The organism is Jannaschia faecimaris (assembly GCF_900107415.1).
GTDB lineage: Bacteria > Pseudomonadota > Alphaproteobacteria > Rhodobacterales > Rhodobacteraceae > Jannaschia > Jannaschia faecimaris.
In genome coordinates this window covers 60,291-81,137 of sequence record NZ_FNPX01000016.1, presented here as the reverse complement: position 1 = coordinate 81,137, position 20,847 = coordinate 60,291, and the positions used below count along the sequence as shown (strand labels likewise).

Below are 20,847 nucleotides of genomic sequence, written 5' to 3'. Positions count from 1 at the left end.
GGGCGTGGTGGGCGTTGAAGTTGGCAGCGTTCACTCCCCAGCCTCGCGCATGCCGTGGGTGAATTCCACCTGAAGGGCAGCAAACCGGGCCGAGAGGTGGTCATACATCGCCTGCCGCGCGGCCGCCGGATTGCGGGCGGCGATTGCTTCGATCAGGACTTCATGCTCGCTTTGCGGCACCGTAATGGACGAGCGACTGCGAGCGCGAGCCCGCACCTGAACCCAATCGGGGTTGGAGCGGATGCGGTCCAGCAAGGCGAACGCCGTCAGTAAGGGCCTGTTGCGCGCGCACTGGGCGATCAGGCGGTGCAGCGCACCGTCCCAGAGTTCGATCGTCTGCGCGTCGGCGGAAACCTGTCGCGTCGCCAGCGTTCGCAGCCGCATGATCTCCTCGTCGGTCATCCGTGTGGCGCAGAGCGCGGCCAGCTCCGGCTCGATGCACAGGCGCGCTTCCATTACCTGGATGGGGTCCGTCTCGCCAGCGATGCGCGCGGCCAAGTCGCCGGTCGGATCCTGCGGCTGGCCTGCGAATGTGCCGGAACCCTGCTTGCGCCAGACCAGCCCCTCGATCTCCAACTCGTCCAGAGCCTGACGAACGACGCGGCGGGACGTGTCGAACCGCTCCGCAAGCGCCCGTTCGGTTGGAAGGCGGCCGTCGGCAGGAAGCTCTGCTTCGATCAAGGCCATCAGGCGACGTTTCAGCGATTGGGTCATTGATCCACGGCGTGTGACAAACTGGGCTGGCCGGAAGCTAACCGCCGCGCGTCGGACTCCGCAATGGCCGCATCGATATGCTCGCGGGTGGGGCTGCCGGAAAAGGCGTCGCGCGTTGGAATACCAAGGGTGAAATGCACGTAGCGTTCCTGCGCGACGCGCCACAGACGGTCCAGTTCGCCGAGGGGATCTGCATGGTCGTCGGCGCGCAATGACAGCCAGGGATGGTCCTGGCCCCGGTGAATGGTCAGGCCGGCCGCCTGTCGCCCGCGCTTGTCGCCGCCCGCCGCCTCGCCTGCACGCATGGCCGCGATCAGGCGTTCGACGAAGGGGCCGGTGGAGGCGGCATAGGCGTCGGATGTGGCGTGAATAACCTCGGGTCCCGCCAGCATGTTGCCCGCAACGGAGTGTTCGGAGCGGATAAGGTGCCCGCACCAGTCGACGCATTCGGCCCCGGTGTGGGCGGCGAAGTTACCCGTAGCGTCCATCATGTGCGCCTGTCGGATCGCGCGTCCATCGTCACGTGCGACCAGGTCGGCCAAAACCTGTTCAGCGGATTCGGTTTCCAGCCGCGCGCGCCCCTCGGTGCCCCAGATGGGATTGCAGAATGCCTGCGATGCCACGGCGGTGCGCGCCCCGACATAAGGCACGATCGCGCCGCAGGCAAAGAACTTGGAGGCCACGATCAGGCCGATCTCTTCCCCGTCACGTGCAATCAGACTCCAGGTCATCGCGTCAGCGCCCCACCGCGTAGGCCTGCATCAGGCGCGGCGTTGCAGCGGCGCGCAAAATACCGTCGGGGTCCCGCAACGCAGCGGTGAGGCGCCCGACCGACCAGGGTTCGGCCACGTGAACCGTGTGACCGCGGGTGCGCAGGTCGGCGATGACATCCTTGCCGAAGGACGGCTCCAGCATCATCTCGCCCGGCTTCGCTTCACGCGGATAGAAGCTGCCCTGAAAATGCATTGAATGGAACAGCGGTGCGTCCATGCAGGCCTGAAGCTCCATGTTCCAGTGGACGAAGCGCAGGAACCAGATCAACTGCCATTGATCTTGCTGGTCGCCGCCGGGGGTGCCGAAGACCATGCGGCGGCCGTCGGTGTGGGTAGCGAGCGAGGGCGTGAGCGTCGTGCGCGGGCGGCGACCGGGGGCCAGAGTGGTGGGCAAGCCGTCCTCGAGCCAGAACATCTGCGCGCGTGAGTTGAGGGGAAAGCCCAGGCCGGGCACGACGGGGTTCGATTGCAACCATCCACCCGAAGGCGTCGCCGCGACCATGTTGCCCCAGCGGTCGATGATGTCGAGGTGGACGGTGTCGCCGCGCTTTTCCGTCAGGTGGGCCATCGTGGGTTCCTGCGGTGCGGCGTCGGCGGCCCCGAAGTCACGGGCGGCACGGGCGATGTAGGCGTCGGCCTGATGTTCCAGACCCGGAACGCGACCGGGTCGCTGCTCGGTGCTGGCCTTTGTGCCGATCATCTTGGCGCGCTCAACGTTGTAGTTGTCCGAGAGCAGGTGCTCCATCGGGATTTCAGAGTGCAGCGGGTCGCCGTAATATGCCTCCCGGTCGGCATAGGCGAGCTTCATCGCCTCGATGACCGTGTGTACGAAGTCAGCCCCCATTGGGTCCATCGCGGCCAGATCGTGATGCTTGAGGATGGCGAGTGCCTGAAGCAGGACCGGACCCTGCGACCACGGCCCGGTCTTGTGCACGGTCCAGCCGTGGTACTCATAGGAAAGGGATGGCTCGTAAGTGGCTTCCCAGCCGGCCATATCGGACATGGTCAGCACGCCGCGGTGTTTGCTGCCGGAGACGTCCATGACGTTGGCCTCCTGCAGGTAGGTGTCGATGGCCTCGGCCACGAAGCCTGCGGACCATGCGTTGCGCGCGGCGTCGATCTGCGCGGTGCGCTCGTCGCCTGACATCTCGCCGGCTTCGACCAATTGTTCGTAGGTGCGGGCCAGATCATGGTTTTGAAAGAGAGCGTTCGGTTCGGGGGCCTTGCCGCCCGGGGTCCAGACCTCGGCGCTGCTGGGCCAGTGTTCGGCGAAATACTCCGCCAACCCGGCAATCGTATTCGCCACACGCGGCAGAACGGGGTGACCGTCGCGGGCATATCCGATCGCAGGCTCCAACACCTCGCGCAGGGTCATCGTGCCGTGATCTCGCAGCATCAGCATCCAGCCGTCGAAGGCACCGGGAATGACAGTGGCCAGCAGCCCCGAGCCGGGGATCAGTTCAAGACCCTGCGCCCGATAATGCTCCAGCGTGGCCCCGGCGGGGGCGGGGGCCTGGGCGCAGATCACCTGCACGTCTTCTCCGGCCTTCTGAAAGATGGCGGGCATGTCGCCTGCGGGTCCGTTTAAATGCGGCTCCACGACTTGCAGCGTGATGGCCGTGGCGACGGCGGCGTCGAAGGCGTTTCCGCCACGCTCCAGGATCGACATGCCGACGGCGGAGGCGATCCAGTGGGTCGAAGTGGCGACGCCGAAGGTGCCGCGGATCTCGGGGCGAGTGGTGAAGGTCATTGTGATCCCTTTAGTGTTCGCGGGGGTCGAGGGCGTCGCGCAGACCGTCGCCCAGAAGATTGAAGCCAAGCACCACGAGGAAGATCGAAATGCCGGGCCAGAGCGCCATCCATGGTGCCTGGTTGAGGAAATTCTTGGCCGTGTTCAGCATGGAGCCCCATGACGGCGCCGGGGGTTGTTGCCCCAAGCCCAGAAAGGACAGTGAGGCTTCGGCGATGATGGCGGTCGCAATGGTCAGCGTTGCCTGCACAAGGATCGGCGGCAGCACGTTGGGCAGGATGTAGCGCGACAGGATCAGCCGCGTCGGTAGCCCGATGGCGCGGGCGGAGTCGACATAGTCCTCAACCTTGATGTTGATCACCTGTCCACGCGTCAGGCGGATGAACAACGGCGTGGCAGAGATGCCGATGGCGATCATCGCGTTGGTCAGCGACGGCCCGAGGAAGGCTGCCAACGCGATTGCCAAGATCAGGAACGGCGCGGCCAGAAGCGCCTCGGTACAGCGGGAAATCACCGCGTCTGTCCAGCCGCCGAAATAGCCTGCGAGGATGCCCAGCGGCACGCCCACGGCAACGGCGATGCCGACCGAGATCACACCCGCCAGCAAGGACGCCTGCGCGCCCCAGATCATGCGCGACAGGACATCGCGCCCAATCTCGTCCGTGCCCATCCAATGCGCGGCGGACGGAGCCTTGCGCACCGCGCCCCAGTCGGTCGCCGCCGGATCGGGAATCGGTAGGATCGGGGCCAGCAAGGCGATGCCGATGAAGAAAACGACGAGGATGCCGCCCAGCATTGCCGACTTGTGGCTGCGGAACTTCTTCCAGACCCGGTTTTCGGATTTCGGGAGGTCCGCGGCCGGTGCGGCGGAGGCGTTGGTATCTGCGGCAACCATCAGGCGCTCCTCAGACGGGGGTTCAGCAGGAAATAGGCCATGTCAGCCAACAGGTTCATCACGATGAAGCCGACGGCGGTCACCAGCACGATGCCCTGCACCACGGCGTAATCGCGGTTGAACACCGCATCGACGACCAGCTTGCCAAAGCCGGGGATGGTGAAGATCTGCTCGGTCAGGACGGCCCCGGCAATGAGTTCCCCGAACAGCAGCGCGGTCAACGTCACAATGGGTGTAAGCGCGTTGCGGAACGCGTGCTTCAGAACCACTTTGCGCTCCGACAGGCCCTTGGCGCGGGCGGTCCGCACGTAATCCGATGTCAGCACACCCAGCATGGCCGACCGCGTGTGTCGCATCAGTGTCGCGGCAAGCGCCGTTCCCAGGACAAAGGCCGGCATCAGCATCGTCTTGATCGACAGCCAGAAATCTTCGCCCGGCGGGACGTAGCCCGAAGCGGGAAGCAATTGCCATTTCACCGACACCAGCAGGATCAGCATGATGCCGAGCCAGAAGTTCGGAATCGACAGACCGGAAAGCGCGACGATGTTGGCGACGTAGTCGGTGATGGTCCCTTTACGGTAGGCCGAGAGGATCCCTGCCGGAATGCCGATCACGACCGCGAAGATAAGCGACATGAGCGCCAGCTGGATCGTCACCGGCAACTTCTGCGCAATGAGTTCGGTCACGGGCTGGTTGGTCCGGAACGAGGTGCCCAGATCGCCCTGCAACGCGTTGCCGATCCAGGTCAGGTATTGCACGGGAATTGGATCGTTCAGGCGATACTTCTCGCGTAGGAATTCCAGCACCTCGGGGTCGCGCTCCTCGCCCGCCAGAACCAGCAGTGGATCGCCGGGCAGCAGTTTCTGCAACGCGAAGACGAAGACCGAGATCAGCAGGATCGTCGGGATCGCGATGGCGAGGCGGCGCAGGAAGAACGAGAGCATCGGGTGCCCCTTGCGTGGGTAAAGGATTGGGGTGGCCCGCCCCGACCCCGGCAAGAGGAGGCGTGGGGCAGGCCTGGGGTCAGGTCACTCGCTAAGCGACACACCTTCGAGGCGGATCATGCCGTCGGGATAGGGGGTGAACCCTTCGATCCCTGCGTCGAGGGCGGTGATCCAGCTCTGGTGATACAGGTACACCAGCGGCGATTCGACGATCAGTACATCGCGGGCGGCGTCATACTGTTCTTTCCGCGATGCGGTGTCGGCCTGCGAGCGTGCCGCATTCAGCGCCTCGTCCACGGCGGGATCCGAGAACCCGCTGTCGTTGATACCGCCGTCCGTGGTCACGAACTGGTGGATGTTGCCGTCGGGATCGACGCGGCCCGACCAACCGATCTGGCTGGCCTGGTAGTCGCCTGCCGACTGATCGGACAGAAGCGTCGCGAACTCCTTGGACACGATCTCGATGTTGATGCCGGCCTCGGCCGTCATCGCCTGCACCACCTGCATCAGCTGGAGCGGTATGGTGGTATTGGGAACCTGCACGACAAGGTCGATGCCGTCGGGATAGCCCGCTTCGGCCAACAGGGCCTTGGACTTCTCGATGTCGCGGGCTTCGACCGGGTAATCGGCGTCATACCAGGGTGATGTCGGCGGGAACGGTTGGTTGCCCGGCGCATAGGCTCCTTCAAAGACGACCTGGTTGATGGCCTCGCGGTCGATGGCATAGCTGAAGGCCTGACGCAGGCGTGCGTCATTGCCCCACGGCGTGTCCCCCCGCTCGCCGTTACCGACGTTGAAGGTGATGCCCTGGTAGCCCAGCGACACGGCCGAGACGACGTTGATACCTTCGTCCGCATTGGCCTGTGCCAGATCGGTGGGTGCGAGACGCTCCAGGATATGGATGTCTCCCGATTGCAGGTTGGCCAGACGCACGGTCGTGTCCGGGATCGGCAGGAAGGTGACGCTGTCGAAATTGATCGCGTCGGCGTTCCAGTAATCGTCAAATTTGTTCAGGACGATCCGGTCCTGGGCCACGCGCTCCCCGAAGGAGAAGGGGCCGGAGCAGACTGGCTCCAACCCGAAGTCGATGCCCTTTTCGGCGGCGGCGGTGGGCGACATCATCATGCCGGCGCGGTCGGCCAGTTGCGCCATGACAGTCGCGTCCGGGCCCGTCAGGTTCAGCGTGAGGGTGTAATCGCCGGTCACGTCGACAGAAGCGATGGACGATAGCTCCGACTTGCGGCGGCTTTCTTCCAGCGTCTGCGAACGCTCGATATTGTCGGCCACGGCCTGCGCGTTGAAGGCGGTACCATCGTGGAAGACGACGCCTTCGCGCACGGTCATGTCGATGGACATGCCATCTTCGGCGACCGTCCATTCGGTCGCAAGCTGTGGGATGATTTCAAGGTCGGGCGTGATGTCGACCAGCTTGTCACACAGGGATGCATAGACGATGCGGCCCACGAAGGTGCGCGACTGGTCCGGGTCGAGGATGTCGGCGTCGGACTGCAACGCGATGCGCAGGTCCTGGGCCATGGCACCGGTCGCCATAAGGACGAGTGCAGCAGTTGTGAGGGTCAGATGTTTCATTTGGTTTCCTCTCTGTCAGGGGTCTTGGATGCGACGGGGATGATCTGGGTCCCCTCCGTCGCCTTGGCATATAGCTCCAGCCGCGCTTCGGTGGCGGGGCTTCGGCTGCGGGGGGTAGTCTTCCGGCGGGCCACTGCGATGTCCTGCCAATGGTGACAGGCGGTCATGTGGCCATCGGGTGTTTCTTCGGGCGCGGGCACCTTGGTGCGGCACAGCTCGGTCGCGTGCGGGCAGCGTGTGTGGAATGCGCAACCGGGCGGCGGGGCCGAGGGGCTGGGCATCTCCCCCTCGATCCGCGCGCGCGATGCGCCTCCCTGGTCGTCCAGATCCGGGATCGCGTCGAGCAGGGCGCGCGTGTAGGGGTGGCGCGGATTTTCGAACAGATCGTCCGCCGTGCCCTGTTCCACGATCTTGCCGAGATACATCACCGCCACGCGGTCCGACATGTGCCGGATGACGGCGAGGTCGTGCGCGATCAGGATCAAGGTGAGGCCAAGGTCGCGCCCCAGATCGCCCAGCAGGTTCACCACCTGAGCCTGCACCGACACATCGAGCGCCGAGACCGGCTCGTCCCCGATGATAAGCCGCGGACCCGAGGCCAGCGCGCGGGCGATGCCGATCCGCTGCCGCTGCCCGCCCGAAAATTCGTGCGGATAGCGGTCGGCATGTTCGGGGCGCAGGCCGACCTGGGCCAGCAACTCCGACACCTTGGCGCGACGCTCGCCCTTGGTGAGTTCAGGCGCGTGGACTTCCAGCGGTTCCCCGACCAGCCTGCCGACCGACATGCGCGGATTGAGCGAGGAAAAGGGGTCCTGAAAGATGAACTGCACATCACGGCGGAGGGCGGACAGGGCCGTTCCCTGCGCGCCGGTGACCTGCTTGCCGTCGAACATCACGTCACCGCTTGTCGTGTCCAGCAGGCGCATGAGCACGCGGGCCAACGTGGACTTGCCGCAGCCCGACTCGCCCACGATGGCAAAGGTCTCGCCCGGCGTGATCGATAGAGAAACGCCGTCAACGGCCTTTACGAGACCCTTTTTCTGGAACAGGCCACCGCCGGTGGGGAAATGCTTGGTGACGTTCTGCGCTTCCAGGATCGGTTTCATCCCGCCACCCTCAGGTTCTGTTCCAGCGGTGCGAAGTGGCACGCGACGCCGTGGCCCGCCTCCACATCGGCCAACGCTGGACGGGTTGCGCAGATAGGCGCGGCGAACGCGCATCGCGTCCGGAAACGGCACCCTTCGGGCATCGTGTCGATGGTGGGCACCGTGCCCTCGATCGTGGTCAGGCGCGCGCGGGGGCCGGACAGGCGGGGAACCGAAGCCATAAGCCCGATGGTGTAGGGGTGCTGCGGGTCCTCGAACACCTCGGCCACGGAGCCACGTTCGACCATCTGGCCTCCGTACATGACGGCGACGGTGTCGGCGACCTCGGCCACCACGCCCAAGTCGTGCGTGATCATGATCGTGCCCATGCCGGTGTCGCGCTGGAGGTCGCGTATCAGTTCCAGAATCTGCGCCTGGATGGTCACGTCGAGCGCGGTCGTCGGCTCATCCGCGATCAGGAGCTTGGGGTCGTTGGCCAAAGCCATCGCGATCATGACGCGCTGTCTCTGACCACCTGACAATTGGTGCGGGTATTGATCCAGTCGTTGTTCGGGCGACGGCAGGCCGACCCGGCGCAGCATCTCCAACGCGCGGGCGCGGCCTTCGGATCGGCTACAGCCCTTGTGCCGTTCTACTGATTCCGCGATCTGTTCGCCAATCCGAAAGGCCGGATTGAGAGAGGTCATCGGCTCTTGAAAAATCATCGCCATATCGCCGCCGCGCATTTCTGCGGGGATGCGTTCGTGGGTCATGTCGACGTTTTTGCCGTCAAAAGACATTGATCCGGATGGTATTCTTGCTGCGTCCTGTGGCAGCAGCCCCATCAAAGCCATCGCGGTCACGCTTTTGCCGCAGCCCGACTCGCCAACGATGCAGAGGATTTCCCCGGAAGAAACTGTCAGGCCCACATTCTCGACGACGCAGGCCGACTGGCCTTTGAATCTCAGGCTGAAATCGCGCAGCGACAGGAGCGGGTCGGACTCGGACAGGGGGATACCCTCACAGTTTTATGAACCAATTATGTATTGGTCCAATCATTCGACAGCGGGAGTCAACCTAAAATCGTCACTCTGTTTGGTGGACACCGCTGTTCGCTCCTGAGTGGTCGAAATGGCCTAAATTTTAGGCAGTCACTCGCCGCGGTCAGGTCGCGACCTGTCTGTCGATGAAAGGGCGCAGCTGATCCCGGATTCGCGCGGCGTCTTCTTCGTGCGCCAGATGGCCAAGGCCGCCCAACTCGACATGGGCTGCGTTGGGCATCCGCCTGGCCATACGTTCCGACGTGCTGGATGGCACGGCCTTGTCGTTCGCACCGGTCAGGAATAGGACCTCGGCCGTAAGCCGAGGCAAACGCGACAGCAAACCGTCCAGCCTCCATTGCGCCATCATTGACAGCGTGCCTGCGACGTGTGCGCGGTTGCCGATCAGCCTGCGGTAATAGGTCAGGTCTTCAGATGGCAGGGTCGAACCGGTGCCCGCAATCAATCGCTCGACCGAGCCGGGCCGACTCGCATTGGCCGTGAAGATATCGGCAACGAACGGCAGCGCGGCAAGGACCTTGGCCATCAGTGGAAACAGCACCCCGGCCACGCCGGAGAAGTTGCTGATCGCACCGTTGATGCTGACGATGCGATCACAGCGCCCCATCTCGGCCAGGCGCAAAGCTAGCGCGGCCCCGGCGGAATGGCCGATGATCGCGACGGGGTGCCAGTCTTCGGCGTCCATGAGTGCGGCGATGTCCTCGGCCATCGGGTCCAGCCCAAAGCGTCGTTGCGCGCCGGGACGGGTGAAACCCTGGCCGGGTAGATCGAACATGGCGACGCGGTTGGTCTGAGTCAGAAGGGGAAAGAGGTGCCTGAAACTCTGTGTACCGCCGCCCGCGCCGTGAATCAGAAGCAACAGCGGGCCCTCGCCCGCCTCCTGTACGTGCCATTCATGCGGCCCCGCGCGGGTGAAATGCGAGCATGTGGCGAAAGGCCAATCCTGCGGCACAGTCCCCACCTCAGGATCCGAGCGCCGCACCGACCGCCTGTGAAAGACGCTGCGCATCGGCGCGGGGCAGGGGGATATAAGGCGCATTCAGGATCTGCGCGAGCCGTTTAAGTGCGGGCTCCGGGCGGTTGCCCGTATCAATGATAAGCGCGTCCAGTCCCCGCAGTCCCCGCGCGGTGCGCTCCACGTCTGCGGCGGCAAGCTTGCGATCACGCGATCCGTCCAGCGCGATGTTGCCGCGCCCGTCGGTCAAAAGGACAAGCGTCGGCGTCAGGCCCTTGCGCGCGGCCATCTGCGCGACGTTTTGCGCCTCGATCAATCCATGTGCCAGCGGTGTGCCGCCCCCACCGGGCAGCGCGGCAAGCCGCCGTTTCGTCTGCACCAGCGAGCGGGTGGGCGAAAGCAAAAGATCCGCCCCTTCGCCTCTAAAGGCTACAAGGGCGACGTGATCGCGACGTGAATACGCTTCGGTCAGCAGTAGCTCGACGGCACCCTTCGCCTCGGCCAGACGGGCGAGGGCGGCGGATCCGGAAGCATCCACCGTAAAGATCAGCAGGCGGTCCGACTTTTCCTCGTAGCGCTTGTGCCGCAGGTCTGACTTGCGCAGGATCGGGCCATGTCGATCCGGTTCGGCCTGTTTGCGGATCGTCTGCCAGGGTGCTGCCGCGCGCAGGGTTGCGATCAGGTCGACGCGGCCCTGTGCCTGCGCCGTTCCGCGCGGGGCGAGGGGACGACCCCGGCGGTTACCCTGACGTTTCGCGCCCGAGCCGCTGCCCTTGGCGCGGCGTCCGGCCTTCTGCGCCAGCTGGGCCAACAGATCCGGCGGCAGGGCCGCGCGTACAGCGTCCAGCAAGATGTCTTGCGGAATTTGAGTCAGGTCGGTTTTCTCGTCCTGCTGTTCGGGGGCGTCTGGTTTCTCGGCCTGCTCGGGCGCGGGCGGCTCGGGGATCTGTGTGGCGCGCGGGGCCAGAACCAGTTCGGCGGCAAGCGTCGCATCTTCGAGCATCACGGTTGCGCGCCCGTCCAGCGCGGCGATCCCGCGTGCCGCACGCAGCGCCAGAAGTGGGCCCCGCAGGTCGTGGATGCCCAGCGTTGCCGTAAGCGTGACGATCTGATCGGTGATCTCATCGGGAACGTTGACGGAGGCCGGGGCGGTGGCGCGCGCCGTCCATGGCTCCTCGCTGTCGGGGCGATCATTCAGCGTCAACCAGAACGCGCAGCGCGCGGCGAGGGGCGTCGGAATGGCCTCCTCCTCAATTCCCTCGTCGATCGCGATGAGGATGGCGCGTTCACTGTCCACATGCGCGGCGAGGCGTGTCGCAAGAAAGGACGTTGCACGTTCTGCCATCGGTAGGCGCAGCGGACCTGGCCGGTCCAGCACGCCCGCCGTGCGTCGCAGCGAGCCGGCGGCGAGGGATGCCGCCACGTCCAGCCCGCCTTCCAGTGCTTCGGGTCCCATAGTCGGGTGCAGTTTCGGTCCCGGACCCAAGGCGCGGTCGCACAGGTTCAGCGCGGCCGTCTGCGCCGGTCCCGCGCGTGCACGCAGGACGAGACCGCCAAGCCCGGTGTCGGCGCGGAGCAGCGCCAGGATCAGTGGCAGGTGGCTCACGCGCCCAGAACGTCCTCGACGACGCGGGCCACGCGGCTGCCGGATCCGGCATCGTCCAGCGGATCACGCCGCAAGCGGTGACGCAGGGCCAAGGGGGCCGCGGCGCGGATATGCTTGCGCGTCAGGGCAGTGTCGTCGCGGAAAGCCGCGAAGGCGCGCGCGGCGCGCAGCAGGACCAGTTCGCCGCGCAGCCCATCGGATCCGAGTTTCAGGCAGAGTTCGGCAATATCGCGCAGGGCGCTTTCAGGGGTGGTCAGCTTGGTCAGCGCGCCGCGCGCGATGATGATGCGGTCGCGCAGCGCGGCATCCTCGGCCTGCCAACGCAGCATGAAGGCTTCGTAATCGGTTTCGTAGGCGTCACGCCGCTTGATCACCTCGATTCGCGACTCCACGTCCGGCGGAGAGGCAACATCGACCGACAGCCCGAACCGGTCGAGCAGTTGCGGCCTCAGCTCTCCCTCCTCGGGGTTACCCGAGCCGACGAGGACGAAGCGGGCGGCGTGGCGGATCGAAAGTCCTTCCCGCTCCACCACGTTTTCCCCGGACTGAGCCACATCGAGCAGCAGGTCGACGATGTGATCCTCCAGCAGGTTCACTTCGTCTATGTAAAGATACCCTCGGTTCGCTGCGGCCAGCAAACCTGGCTGAAACGCCTTTTCCCCGCGTGTCAGGGCCTTTTCGATGTCGAGCGCCCCGGTCACACGATCTTCCGACGCGCCCAGCGGCAGGTCGATCACGGGGGTCGGGATATCGTGCATCTTGCCGGTGCAACCCTCCGCCCAGTCGGGGCTGTCGGCGGGCCTTGCGGAATTCACTGGGCATCCCTGAACGGCCGTGATCGGGGGCAGCAGAGCGGCCAGCGCGCGAACGGCGGTCGACTTGCCGGTGCCGCGGTCGCCGAACACCAGAACGCCGCCGATTGTCGGGTCAATCGCGGTCAGCACCATCGCCGTTTTCATATCGTCCTGGCCCACGATGGCCGAGAAAGGGAAGGGGTGTTTCATGCGGCCTCCGATTGCCGTGTATCCGTCAGGGGCGATCTGCCGCCCCAACTGCCTTGGTCCCCCAGAAGGGTGAATCGGGCGTAGAGTTCTTCGCGGAACCACCCTTCTTCGCGCACGGCGCGGATGGCCTCTGCGTGGGGTCCGGTCCGGGCGAAATTCGCCATCGCGGCGGCGTCCGGCCAGATCGAAAAGGTGACCTGATGCAGCCAGGGCACCTCGCCGATGCCGATCTTGAACATCACGTTCGGGTCTGTGCCGATAACGCGGGAGATGTCGGGCACCCGCCCCCAGAACCGTGACAAAATCGCAGGTTTGACCGTTGCGCGGGTCAGCGCGGCAAGCGGCCCGGTGGTATCGGCGGCGGGGCAGGGGCTGAACGGGCAGATGCCTGACCAAGCCCCGCGCACGGTGCTGGTCGACATGAAGACGGTCCAATCCTCGGCGGCCTGCGCGCGGTAGCGGGAGAAGACGGCGGCTTGCGAGAGACGCGCGCGCGCGGTTTGCAGATCGGGCCAGGTCGCTAAAATTGCATAGACGGCGGCGTTGGGCAGTGGCGTGAACCCCTCGCCGGTGCCCGAACCGCAAAGCTTCCAGAACCCGATGTCCGGCACGCGACGCATCGCACCGCGCGCCAACCCCATCTGGCCCAACGCCCAAGAGCGCGCGCGCCAAGTGTCGAACCGAAAGAAGCTGAGGCTGACCACCTGCGTCATCGTGGAATCCCTGAAGTGTCAGGGAAGCGTGACAGATTTGGATAGACTTGGGAAGCGCGCTGCGCGAAAAGATTGTAAATCAAGACTGACACTTCTAGCATCGAGGCAACATGACTGACTCGCATCCCTCTCCCGCCCCCGATCCCCGTGCCATCGTCATCGGCGCGGGCCTTGGCGGGCTTGCCGCGGCGATGCGCCTTGGCGCCAAGCGATACGCAGTGACCGTGCTCGACCGGTTGGACCGGGCAGGCGGGCGCGGGTCGTCGATCACGCAAGATGGGCATCGGTTCGATCTCGGCCCCACGATTGTGACCGCACCGCAGGTGTTCGAGGATCTCTGGCGCGCCTGCGGCCTCGATTTTCATCGCGACGTCGATCTGCGCCCGATGGACCCGTTCTACGAAGTGCGCTGGCCAGACGGTACCAAGTTCCGCGCGACGGGCGACGACGACCGGATGATAGAAGAGGTCGCCCGGATTTCACCCGGTGACGTTGACGGCTATCGCAAGTTCCTCAAGGACGCCGAGGCGCGCTACGTCGTGGGCTACGAAGGGATGGTAGCCAAGCCGATGCACCGGCTTTGGTCCACGATCAAGGTTCTTCCGCTGTTCGCGAAACTGCGTGCCGACCGGTCGATCCACGGTCATGCCGCCGCCCGCGTCAAGGACGAAAAGCTGCGCATGGCGCTGTCGTTTCACCCGCTGTTCATCGGCGGCGACCCGATGCATGTCACGTCGATGTACGCGCTCGTTGCGCACCTGGAGAAGACTTTCGGCGTGCATTACGCCATGGGCGGCGTGCAGGCGATTGCCGACGCGATGGCCGCCGTCGTGCGCGGGCAAGGTGGCGTTATCCGCCACGGGGTGGAAGCGGACGAAATCCTGACTTCCGGCGATCGTGCCACCGGCGTGCGCCTGACCGACGGCGAGACGCTGGATGCGCCGCTGGTCGTGTCGAATGCCGATGCCGGGCACACCTATGACCGGCTGCTGCGCAACCGGCAGCGCAAGCGGTGGACGACCCGCAAACTGTCGAACAAGCGGTGGTCGATGGGTCTCTATGTCTGGTACTTCGGCACCAAGGACACGCGCGCGATGTGGCGCGACGTGGGACACCACACGATCCTGAATGGGCCGCGCTACACGGGTTTGCTGCGAGACATCTTCCTGAAGGGCAAGCTGTCTGACGACTTCAGTCTCTATATTCACCGCCCCTCCGTGACCGACTCGTCGGTGGCTCCGGCGGGCGACGACACGTTCTATGTGCTGTCGCCGGTGCCGCACATCGGCTGGGACAATCCCGTCGACTGGAAGACCGAGGCTCCGAAGTATCGCGACAAGATCGCTGCCGTTCTGGAGCAGCACATGCCCGGCTTCCGGGACCGAATTTCGACCGAGATGGAGTTCACTCCCGAGACGTTCCGCGACCGCTACCTTTCGCCTAACGGCAGCGGATTTTCCCTTGAGCCGCGCATTCTGCAATCGGCCTGGTTCCGGCCCCACAATGTCAGCGAGGAGGCGAAGGGCCTTTTCCTCGTGGGCGCGGGAACGCACCCCGGCGCGGGTCTGCCCGGTGTTGTCAGCAGCGCCGAGGTGTTGGCCAAGCTGGTTCCCGACCTAGCCGTCGGGGCAGATGCGCCGCGGATGGCCGCTGAATGATTGCGCCGACCGACCTGGCGCATTGCCGCGAAGTGATCCGGACCGGGTCCTACTCATTTCACGCAGCCTCCAAGCTGTTGCCCGCTGACGTGCGCGACCCCGCGCTGGCGCTCTATGCCTTTTGCCGGCTGGCCGATGACGAGGTGGACGAGGGCGACAACAAGGCGCGCGCCGTGATCCGCCTTCAGGAGCGGTTGGATCAGGCCTTTGCCGGCTGCCCGGAAGATGCGCCGGAGGACCGGGCGTTTGCCGCCATCGTGCGCGATTTCGACATGCCCCGCGCCCTGCCCGAAGCCCTGTTGGAAGGGTTGGCCTGGGATGCATCCGAACGCCGTTACGCCACCCTGTCCGACGTGCGCGCCTATTCCGCCCGTGTAGCCAGCACGGTGGGGGCCATGATGTGCGTGCTGATGCGTGTGCGCGACCCCGATGCCTTGGCGCGGGCCTGCGATCTGGGCGTGGCGATGCAACTGACAAACATTGCGCGCGACGTGGGCGAAGACGCCCGCGCCGGACGTCTGTACTTGCCGACCGACTGGCTGGAGGAAGCCGGGATCGACGCGGAGGCCTTCTTCGCCGACCCGCAGGCCACGCCGGACGTGCGCCGAATGGTTCGCCGCCTGCTGGCCGAGGCGCAGAGGCTTTATCTGCGCTCGGAAGCCGGGATTGGCCGCCTGCCGCGCCGGGCGCGTCTTGGTATTGCCGCCGCGCGTTATATTTATGCCGGGATTGGCACGGTCCTGCGGGGGCAGGGCCACGACAGCATCACGCGCCGCGCCTCTACTTCGAAGACGCGCAAGCTGGCTTTGATGGGGCAGGCGGGGCTTAAGGCCTCGACAACTTTCATCCTGCCGACGTCGCCCATCCTGTATGCGGCCCCCTTGCCCGAGGTCGCGTTTCTGGTGGATGCCGCCGCTGCCCCGGAGGGCCGCCGGATCAGCCGGACAGCGGCCCTGCTCGATGTCATGGCCGAGTTGCGTGCGCGCCACCACACATCGGGCGTTGCAGCCGAGTAGTCCCGTGCTAGGTTTGCCACATGGACCTGACCCTGTTCGCGATCTTCCTCCTTGCCTGCTGCGGTGCAGGTGCTACCGGAATGGTGTTTCCGCCAGGTGACTGGTATAAGCGACTTTCCAAGCCCGCTTGGACCCCGCCCGACTGGGTTTTTCCGGTTGCATGGACGACAATCTATTTGTGCATCTCTTTCGCGGGTGCACGTGCGGCGGTTCTGCCTGACAATGGGTACGCCTTGGCGTTCTGGGCGATGCAGGGGGCCTTCGCCACGCTGTGGTCACCGGTTTTCTTCGGCTTACGGCGGCTCAAGGGTTCGCTTCTGGTGATGGCGTTTCTCTGGCCTGCGGTGGCAGGGGCGACGTGGTTTCATTGGCAGGTAGACACGCTCGCTGGGATCGCGTTCCTGCCCTATCTGACATGGGTGACAGTCGCGGCGGCCCTGAATGCCTCGGTCTGGCGGCTCAACCCCGGCGAAGTACCGGTTGACCTGAGCAAGGTCTAGCCGGGCCAGCCCCGGCGACGCGGCACGCGCACGGCCAGCATCGGTTTCAGGACCTTGCTGGCATACCGATCCAGATCCAGCGCCTCGTGGACGCCCTGTACTGTCTCGCCGGCGATCACCGTTTCGACCACGGCGCGATTGTAAAACGGCGCATCAAGCATCGCTTTGACCTGCCGGGGCATGGTCCCCGGATCTGCCCGCGTTTCCCTGCGGAGCAACCAGTTCGACCGCCGGAACGCGGTGCGGGGCGGGGCGGCGACCGTGCGACTCTGACCCTTGGTATCGAAGGTGAGTGCGGCTTCTAGCGAGGTGCCGTCCCGCCGGATTGCGTCGTAGAAACAAGCAGCCCCGGCCTTCGTCGGGAACCGACCCCATGTCCAATAGCTGAAGTCATGCTCCAGCGGTCGTGTCCCGAAGTTGGCGTCGAAATACCCGTGCCCCGAAAATTGCCATCCCGGCGCGTCCAGATCGACGCGGATCCGCGAAACGGGCGCAAATGGCCGCCAGACATGCGCCCCGTCTTCGGTCAGTGGCAGCTCGACCTCCGTGATGGCGCGTGGGGTCAGCACGATGCGGCCGCGTATCCGGCTCACCAGCGGGGGAGAGGCAATCTCGTTGATATCGATGCGCAGTTCGGACCCCGTCCATTGCATTTGGGACGGACCAATCCGAAGACTGTCCGTCGTTGTCCGCAGGGCATCGCGGCCCCGGTCGGTCATCGCGAAGCGCCCGCCGGGTCCGTATGTCGCGACGTTCAGACAGCAGTGGTTCGCCGGATCGCCCCGACCGGACCAGTGATACCAGGGGGAAAAGACCGATCCGATAAACCCGATGATCGAAACGGCCCGCCGGCCATCGTCGCTTATGCCGTCGACATACCACCAGGCGTAGCCGCCAGATGGGACAGAGAGGTCGAAGTTCGGTCCGCCAGAATCGCCTCGGCCGCATGCCGGGCGGAGAGCGTCGCCATTGGGACCCCCGCCCCCGGATGTGCGCCCCCGCCCACCAGATAGAGCCCCGGCACCGCCGTTCGCGCCCGCGGCCGTTTCAGCGCCGCCGTCAGCCCCGCGGGGGATCGCCCGTAGAGGGACCCCTGACTGCCGGGAAACAGCGCCGCGAAATCCGTCGGCGTCGTGAGCGTCGTGACTTGCGGCGCGGGCGAAAACCGCAGCCCGAACCGGGCCAGGCGCTGGAAAGTCCGGGTGTGACATTGGGTGGTCTCCTCGGTCGGATCGTGGTTGTCCGACAGGGTCGGGGGGGCGTTGCGGATGATTTCGAACCTTTCCAGCGCGTTGGGCGAGGCCCCGCCGCCCCGGTCCTGGGCACAGATGTAGAGGGTCGCATCCTCGGGGACGAGACCCCGCGCCAACGGCCCGAATTCAGCCATCGGCTTGTCCGCGAAGAAAACGTTATGCGCGGCAAGGTCAGGCCCCTGCGGTCTGGCTGCAAAGGTATGGACATGTGCCGATAGGCTGCGGGGCTCCACCGAGGCGGCGGGCACTGCCCGGCTGACGCCTTGTCCCAAAAGCCCGGTCTGCAGGGCACGTGGATCGCCGTTGAAAACAACCTGATCGGTGGCAAAACGGTCGGTCCGGGTCACGATGCCGCTTACGCGACGGTCCCTCATTAGGAGCCCGGTGACGGTCTGACCGTAAAGGATGCGTGCGCCGCGTGCCTGCGCCAGCCGCGCAATCGCCTGGGCGAGGCGGTGCATTCCGCCTTTGACGGACCAGACCCCCTGCGCCTCGGCCTGCCAGATCAGCGACAGCAGGGCCGGCGCATGGTGCGGCAGACCGCCGACATAAGTGGCGTAGCGCGCGAATAGCTGCGCCAGCTTCGGTTCCTGAAAGGCTTCATCAAGCAGGGACATCAGGCTGCGGTGCGGGGCCATGTCGGCAATCAATGCAGGGTTTCGCAGTACGCGTCTGGCAAGCCGCGCCTGCGACGGGGCGGCCGATTGCATCATCGGCAGGTCGAAAGCCTCGAACAGGCGGCGGGCGCGGTTGCTGAAACGGTCGAAGTCGTCGCGGGCCCGTGTTCCGAACACGGCTTCGATGTTGGCGCGGCTGGCGGCGGGGTCGGCCATCAGGTCCAGTCGTGTGCCGTCGGACCAGAAATGCCGGGCAAGGACCGGGTTCGCGTGCAGAGTCACGTGTTCAGAAAGCGATTCGCCAACGTCGGCGAACAGGGCCTCGAATACGGGCCGAAGGGTCAGGACCGTGGGTCCGGCATCAACCGGACCGGCGTCGGACGGCGTACACCGCATTTTTCCGCCCGGCGTGGCCTGACGTTCCAGTACCGTGATGGGCAGGCCCGCATGTGCAAGGCGCAGCGCAGCCGAGAGTCCGCCGATCCCGGCCCCGATCACGTAAACGCCGGATTGGTCTGTCGTCTCGGGCATATACATCTCCTGACCTGTAGTGTTGACAGCTGGCAGCCATGTGTCCACTGTAATTTACAGTTTTGCCGCTTCATCGTGCAAAACACCTTGTTTCAGGAGGTGGCATCATGGGCTTGTCCGACCGTATCGACCGCGCAATCCAGGCTGCCATTGCACGGGGACAGGCCCGACCGTCACCCGGCAAGCTTGCCTCGGCTCTGCATTATACGGTCACGCCTGGCGGGGCCCGAATCCGCCCGACCTTGCTGTTGTCGGTGTCAGCGGCGTGTGGCGATGATCGTCCCGCGTTGGCCGATGCCGCCGCCTGCGCGCTGGAGCTGATCCACTGCGCTTCGTTGGTGCACGATGATTTGCCCTGTTTTGATGATGCCGACATCCGGCGTGGCAAGCCCGCCGTCCACCGTGCCTTTGGTCAGCCGCTGGCGATTCTGGCGGGAGACAGCCTTATCGTCATGGCATTCGAGGTGCTGGCTCGCGCGGCACCGCAGGACCCGCTGCGCGCCGCAAAACTGATCGAGATATTGGCGACCCGCACCGGTATGCCGAACGGGATCTGTGCCGGTCAGGGCTGGGAGAGTGAAGCCGAAGTCGATCTGCGCGCATACCACCGAGCCAAGACCGCCGCGCTGTTCATTGCCGCGACCCAGATGGGTGCGGTGGCCGCCGGACATGATGCGGAGGCCTGGGAGGATCTGGGCGATCGCATCGGCGAGGCGTTTCAGGTGGCCGATGACCTGCGCGATGCACTCTATGATGAGGAAACGCTGGGCAAGCCAGTGGGTCAGGATGACCTGCATGGACGTCCCAACGCGGTTTCGCAACTGGGTGTGCAGGGAGCCATCAGCCGGATGCGTGATATCCTGTCGGGCGCGATATCCTCGATCCCGAAATGTCCGGGCGAGGCGCATCTCGCCAAGTTGGTGACCGCGCAGGCCGAAGTTCTGACACCGCTGAAATGGCGTGCATCGCAGGTGCCCGGCGAATAGATGGCCGCCGTCGCCCCCCTTCGTCCCGGGTGGACGCATCGCCTGATCGCGTCGCCCCGGTTCCAGGGTTGGGCTGCGCGCTTTCCCCTGACACAAGGGTTGGTCCGTCGCGATGGAGAGGCGCTATTCGATCTTGTCGCGGGGTTTTGCCACAGCCAGATCCTTTCGGCGCTGGTCCAGTTCGACATTCCCGACATTTTGATGGAGCGACCGGCAAAACCTGCCGCGCTTGCCCTGCGCTGCGAGGTGCCCGAGGCGCGGATGAAAGTCCTTTTACAGGGTGCCGCGTCGCTTGGCCTGCTCAAGCGCAAGCGCGACGGAAGATTCTCGCTGACCCGGAAGGGGGCTGCGATGGTGGGGGTGCCGGGCCTGCGCGACATGATCCGGCATCACGACGTACTCTACCGCGATCTTGCCGATCCGGTCGCGTTTTTTCGGGGTGACGTCGAAACGGAACTGGCCGGTTTCTGGCCCTACGTCTTTGGCGGTGAGATGGGGCCCACAGAGGCCGCACGGTACTCCCGCCTGATGACCGAGAGCCAGGCGATGGTGGCAGAGGACACGCTGCGGCGGGTGTCTTTGCGCGGCGTGAAACGATTGTGCGACGTGGGCGGCGGGGCAGGGGCCTTCCTGACTGCGGCCGCGTCGGCGAACCCGGATATGGCGCTGGTCTTGTTCGATTTGCCCCAGGTTGTGCCCCAGGCGACAGCGCGTTTTGCGTCCGCTGGACTGTCAGCCCGTGTGGACATTGTGCCGGGATCTTTCCGCGATGATTCCCTGCCGGACGGGTGCGACGCGATCTCGCTGGTGCGGGTTCTGTATGACCATGACGATGAAACAATTGCTGATCTTTTGTCGAAATGCCGTACGGCATTGCCACCCGGCGGGCGGCTGATCATCTCCGAGCCGATGTCCGGTGGGGATGTTCCGGAAAGGGCCGCAGACGCTTACTTTTCCCTGTACACTATGGCGATGCGAACGGGTCGAACCCGGAGCTTTGCTGAGATTGCGACCCTGTGCGGCACCGCCGGTTTCGATGTGGCGCGGCCCGTCCGGCCGCTACGGCCGTTCGTGACATCGGTCCTTCAGGCGTCTGTTTCATCGTGACAGCATAAACTTACATTGACAGGTCAGAAGTGTCAGGCCTACGTTACACAGGACGATATTGCGGAGGTGAGTCTCTCATCCGGCAGGCA

General features: G+C 65.1%; 19 protein-coding genes. 5 read left to right on the top strand and 14 right to left on the bottom strand.

Annotated elements, in window-relative coordinates; all coding sequences use genetic code 11:
* Positions 1-30: 30 nt before the first annotated feature.
* From BLV27_RS15105 to crtA, 12 genes are all read right to left on the bottom strand, one after another.
* The gene (locus BLV27_RS15105; protein ID WP_092647338.1) at positions 31-714 is read right to left on the bottom strand and encodes a FadR/GntR family transcriptional regulator; all 684 of its coding nucleotides are present in this window, start codon (positions 712-714) and stop codon (positions 31-33) included.
* On the bottom strand, positions 711-1,445 hold the full coding sequence (locus BLV27_RS15100) for a DUF1028 domain-containing protein (protein ID WP_092647337.1): 735 nt from the start codon (positions 1,443-1,445) through the stop codon (positions 711-713). Before BLV27_RS15100 ends, BLV27_RS15105 begins: the two co-directional genes overlap by 4 nt.
* A 4-nt stretch (positions 1,446-1,449) precedes the next feature.
* A complete protein-coding gene (locus tag BLV27_RS15095; protein WP_092647336.1) occupies positions 1,450-3,237 on the bottom strand; it encodes a gamma-glutamyltransferase family protein in 1,788 nt (595 codons plus the stop codon).
* Positions 3,238-3,247: 10 nt separating this feature from the next.
* Positions 3,248-4,132 carry an ABC transporter permease gene (locus BLV27_RS15090; RefSeq protein WP_092647335.1) on the bottom strand — a complete coding sequence of 295 codons (885 nt, stop codon included), beginning with the start codon at positions 4,130-4,132 and terminating at the stop codon, positions 3,248-3,250.
* Complete coding sequence (locus tag BLV27_RS15085) at positions 4,132-5,076, bottom strand: ABC transporter permease (RefSeq protein WP_092647334.1); 945 nt, start codon at positions 5,074-5,076, stop codon at positions 4,132-4,134. Before BLV27_RS15085 ends, BLV27_RS15090 begins: the two co-directional genes overlap by 1 nt.
* A gap of 84 nt (positions 5,077-5,160) precedes the next feature.
* Entirely contained in the window at positions 5,161-6,666 is a 1,506-nt protein-coding gene (locus BLV27_RS15080; RefSeq protein WP_092647333.1) for an ABC transporter substrate-binding protein, read from the bottom strand.
* A complete protein-coding gene (locus tag BLV27_RS15075) occupies positions 6,663-7,772 on the bottom strand; it encodes an ABC transporter ATP-binding protein (protein WP_092647332.1) in 1,110 nt (369 codons plus the stop codon). Before BLV27_RS15075 ends, BLV27_RS15080 begins: the two co-directional genes overlap by 4 nt.
* On the bottom strand, positions 7,769-8,680 hold the full coding sequence (locus tag BLV27_RS15070; protein WP_244504694.1) for an ABC transporter ATP-binding protein: 912 nt from the start codon (positions 8,678-8,680) through the stop codon (positions 7,769-7,771). The genes BLV27_RS15075 and BLV27_RS15070 overlap by 4 nt, the downstream gene beginning before the upstream one ends.
* Positions 8,681-8,915: 235 nt before the next feature.
* Positions 8,916-9,764 carry an alpha/beta fold hydrolase BchO gene (gene bchO / locus BLV27_RS15065; RefSeq protein WP_244504693.1) on the bottom strand — a complete coding sequence of 283 codons (849 nt, stop codon included), beginning with the start codon at positions 9,762-9,764 and terminating at the stop codon, positions 8,916-8,918.
* 10 nt (positions 9,765-9,774) lie between these two features.
* Positions 9,775-11,373, bottom strand: coding sequence for a VWA domain-containing protein (locus BLV27_RS15060; protein ID WP_244504692.1), 1,599 nt, complete (start codon positions 11,371-11,373; stop codon positions 9,775-9,777).
* A complete protein-coding gene (gene bchI, locus BLV27_RS15055; protein ID WP_092647329.1) occupies positions 11,370-12,377 on the bottom strand; it encodes a magnesium chelatase ATPase subunit I in 1,008 nt (335 codons plus the stop codon). The genes BLV27_RS15060 and bchI overlap by 4 nt, the downstream gene beginning before the upstream one ends.
* On the bottom strand, positions 12,374-13,090 hold the full coding sequence (gene crtA / locus BLV27_RS15050) for a spheroidene monooxygenase (RefSeq protein WP_092647328.1): 717 nt from the start codon (positions 13,088-13,090) through the stop codon (positions 12,374-12,376). The genes bchI and crtA overlap by 4 nt, the downstream gene beginning before the upstream one ends.
* 110 nt (positions 13,091-13,200) lie before the next feature.
* Between crtA and BLV27_RS15045 the strand changes: the two genes are divergently transcribed.
* Genes BLV27_RS15045 through tspO form a run of 3 tightly spaced genes read left to right on the top strand, consistent with a single transcriptional unit; the run spans position 13,201 to position 16,264 of the window.
* A complete protein-coding gene (locus tag BLV27_RS15045; RefSeq protein WP_092647327.1) occupies positions 13,201-14,748 on the top strand; it encodes a phytoene desaturase in 1,548 nt (515 codons plus the stop codon).
* A complete protein-coding gene (gene crtB / locus BLV27_RS15040) occupies positions 14,745-15,764 on the top strand; it encodes a 15-cis-phytoene synthase (RefSeq protein ID WP_092647326.1) in 1,020 nt (339 codons plus the stop codon). The genes BLV27_RS15045 and crtB overlap by 4 nt, the downstream gene beginning before the upstream one ends.
* A 20-nt stretch (positions 15,765-15,784) precedes the next feature.
* Positions 15,785-16,264: a tryptophan-rich sensory protein TspO gene (gene tspO, locus BLV27_RS15035; protein WP_092647325.1), complete on the top strand. Its 480-nt coding sequence runs from the start codon at positions 15,785-15,787 to the stop codon at positions 16,262-16,264.
* Here tspO and crtC read toward each other — a convergent pair.
* Both crtC and crtD read right to left on the bottom strand, forming a co-directional pair.
* Positions 16,261-17,130 (bottom strand): carotenoid 1,2-hydratase, encoded by an 870-nt coding sequence (crtC, locus tag BLV27_RS15030; RefSeq protein WP_092647348.1) that lies wholly within the window; start codon positions 17,128-17,130, stop codon positions 16,261-16,263. The genes tspO and crtC overlap by 4 nt on opposite strands.
* The gene (gene crtD / locus BLV27_RS15025) at positions 17,127-18,665 is read right to left on the bottom strand and encodes a 1-hydroxycarotenoid 3,4-desaturase CrtD (RefSeq protein WP_092647324.1); all 1,539 of its coding nucleotides are present in this window, start codon (positions 18,663-18,665) and stop codon (positions 17,127-17,129) included. The genes crtC and crtD overlap by 4 nt, the downstream gene beginning before the upstream one ends.
* A gap of 107 nt (positions 18,666-18,772) precedes the next feature.
* On the opposite strand from crtD, the gene BLV27_RS15020 reads away from it, so the two are divergent.
* Both BLV27_RS15020 and BLV27_RS15015 read left to right on the top strand, forming a co-directional pair.
* Positions 18,773-19,651 (top strand): polyprenyl synthetase family protein, encoded by an 879-nt coding sequence (locus BLV27_RS15020; protein WP_092647323.1) that lies wholly within the window; start codon positions 18,773-18,775, stop codon positions 19,649-19,651.
* The gene (locus tag BLV27_RS15015) at positions 19,652-20,758 is read left to right on the top strand and encodes a methyltransferase (protein WP_092647322.1); all 1,107 of its coding nucleotides are present in this window, start codon (positions 19,652-19,654) and stop codon (positions 20,756-20,758) included.
* Positions 20,759-20,847 lie beyond the last annotated feature (89 nt).